The following is a 2596-nucleotide window of genomic DNA, read 5'->3' on the forward strand; positions in this document are numbered from 1 at the left end:
CTGGTTACTTCGGTTCGATTCGTGCCAGTGATTTCGGTTTCATAGTGCCAGTGATTTCGGTTCAAACTGTGCCACTTTTTCCTTTATGGTAAAAAGTCTGTAGCGGTTCGATTTGTGCCACATTTCGATCTGGCCCATTGTACCGACTTTGAAAGATCAAGTATTAATTACCTTATCGCTTAAAAGTATGCGATATGGCCAACACACTTGATCCAATGGACCTAAAACAAATCATTTCCCTACATATTGATGGGTACAGTAACCGTAAAATAGGCGCTACCCTCGGGATATCCCGCAACACGGTAAATAATTACATGCAACTGTTCAGGGCCACTGAGCATTCTCTCGAAGAGCTCTTGGCTCGCGACAATGTAGCCCTGGAAGCACTCTTTCCTTCCAGTACCACGATAGCCAATCCCCGTTATGAGGAACTCATGCTGTATTTTGACGGGATAAATAAGGCGCGGAACCATCCCGGATTTACTTTTTTGTTCCACTATCAGGAATATGTACAGCAAGCCAAAGATCCCTATAGTTATACCCAGTTCATGGAGCACTACAACCGTAAATATGCAAAGGTCAAGGGCTCCATGAAACTGGAACATGATCCGGGCAATGAAATGTACATCGACTATGCCGGCAAGAAACTGCAGATCGTGGACCGATCCACCGGGGAACTCATCGGGGTTGAAGTCTTCGTGGCCATCCTGCCCAACAGCCAGTACACCTATGTGGAAGCCTGCCATAGCCAAAAGAGAGCGGATTTTATTGCCTGCTGTGGACATGCCCTGGAGTTTTATGGCGGAGCTCCCAAGGCCATTGTCTCCGATAATCTAAAATCGGCCGTAACCCGTGCCAGTCGCTATGAGGCAGATATCAACCGCAGCTTTAAGGACTTTGCCAGACACTACAATTGTGTGATCAACCCCACCCGTGGCTACTCCCCGCAGGACAAGGCCCTTGTAGAAAATGCTGTCCATCTTGCCTATCAGCGCATCTATTACCCTTTGCGCAATATGGCCTTCTTCTCCCTGGAGGAGCTCAACAAAGAGATCCGCAAGCTGTTGACGGCCTATAACAATCTACTGTTCAAAAGAAAGCAGGCCAGCCGCCTGGAACTCTTCCAGTCCATAGAAAAAAGCCACTTAAAACCGCTCCCGACAAGTCCCTACCAGCTTAAGGACTATTGCCGTGCCAAGGTGCAGAAGATGGGATATGTGTACTTCTCACCAGATAAAAGCTATTATAGCGTACCCTACCGCTACATCGGCAAGCAGACCCAGATCCATTATACCACCACAACTGTGGAAATATATTATAGCCATCAGCGGATAGCCCTGCACCGGCGCAATCCCAGAAATGGAAACTACAACACCGATCGCAACCATCTGAGCAGTACCCACAAATATTATGTGGACTGGAGCCCTGAGTTCTTTAAAAAGAAAGCTGCGCTGCACGGGAAAAACGTAGAGGCCTGTATTGATACAATCATTGCCTCGGGGGATTACCCTGAGATCGGCTACAAACGGGCCATGGGACTTATCCAGTTGCACAAATCCTATGGCTCACAACGCTTGGACAGCGCATGCAAAAGGGCCATACAGGCAGATGCGGTAGCCTACCAGCGCATCAGGAACATCCTAAAGAACAACCTGGACCAGTCTTCCCTGTTCTACCAAGACCTGGAGCAGGACAGGTCCCATATCCCTGAACATGAAAATCTCCGGGGAGCTTCGGCCTATCAATAAATATGTAATCAATAAACTCTATAATTATGAACAACAATCAAACTGTTGAAAAACTGAAACAAATGCGCCTGGGTGCCATGGCAGACCTGCACCTCCAGCAGATCAGGGAAAACCGCACCACGGATCTTACGGCCGATGAATACCTGGCACTGCTCACGGACCATCAATGGGAAGACCATAAGGACCGAAAGATCCAAAGGCTCCTCAAGCAGGCAACCTTCCGGGGACAGGCAGCACTGGCGGAAGTGGATTACGCCCAACAGCGCAACCTGGACAAAAATATGTTCCTCCGCCTGGGGTGCCTTGATTTTATAAAACGAAAGGAGAACATTATTATGACGGGAGCCTCTGGCGTTGGAAAAAGCTATCTGGCCCAGGCCCTGGGGCACCAGGCGTGCATGATGGAATGTCGTACCATCTATGCCAACACGGCCCGTTTGTTAAAAAGGTTAAAGCTCAGCAAGGCCGATGGAACCTATTTAAAAGAACTGGCAAAGCTCCTAAAGGCAGATCTGCTTATCTTGGACGACTTTGGTCTACAGGCTTTTGACAGCCATGCAAGGGAATCGCTAATGGATATAATCGACGACCGTTACAACCGGTCTTCCACCATCATCTTGTCCCAGATACCGGTGTCCGCCTGGTATGATATCATTGGAGAGGGAACCATTGCTGATGCTATCCTGGACAGGATCGTGAACTCTTCCCACAGGATAGACCTCAAAGGAGAATCCTTAAGAAAAGGAGCTTTAAAGAACGAATAACAATAAAATTTTATATAATTGCAGTATCTTTCAAAGTGGCACGGTTTGACCGAAACACGTGGCACCATCACTCCGAAATAGCCA

Annotated in this window: 2 protein-coding genes; both read left to right on the forward strand. The window is 48.0% G+C overall.

Annotated features, from left to right (window positions below):
- The first annotated feature begins 194 nt into the window (after positions 1 to 194).
- The gene (gene istA, locus Q0947_RS15145) at positions 195 to 1748 is read left to right on the forward strand and encodes an IS21 family transposase (protein WP_299399771.1); all 1554 of its coding nucleotides are present in this window, start codon (positions 195 to 197) and stop codon (positions 1746 to 1748) included.
- A 26-nt stretch (positions 1749 to 1774) separates the two neighbouring features.
- Complete coding sequence (istB, locus tag Q0947_RS15150; protein ID WP_299399775.1) at positions 1775 to 2512, forward strand: IS21-like element helper ATPase IstB; 738 nt, start codon at positions 1775 to 1777, stop codon at positions 2510 to 2512.
- Positions 2513 to 2596 lie beyond the last annotated feature (84 nt).

Source organism: uncultured Gelidibacter sp., from assembly GCF_947500795.1.
Classification (GTDB): Bacteria; Bacteroidota; Bacteroidia; order Flavobacteriales; family Flavobacteriaceae; genus Gelidibacter.

What these genes read in the sequence shown, in the direction of transcription:
- istB (WP_299399775.1), top strand. Translation starts at nt 1,775, where the DNA reads ATGAACAACAATCAAACTGTTGAAAAACTGAAACAAATGCGCCTGGGT.
- istA (WP_299399771.1), top strand. Translation starts at nt 195, where the DNA reads ATGGCCAACACACTTGATCCAATGGACCTAAAACAAATCATTTCCCTA.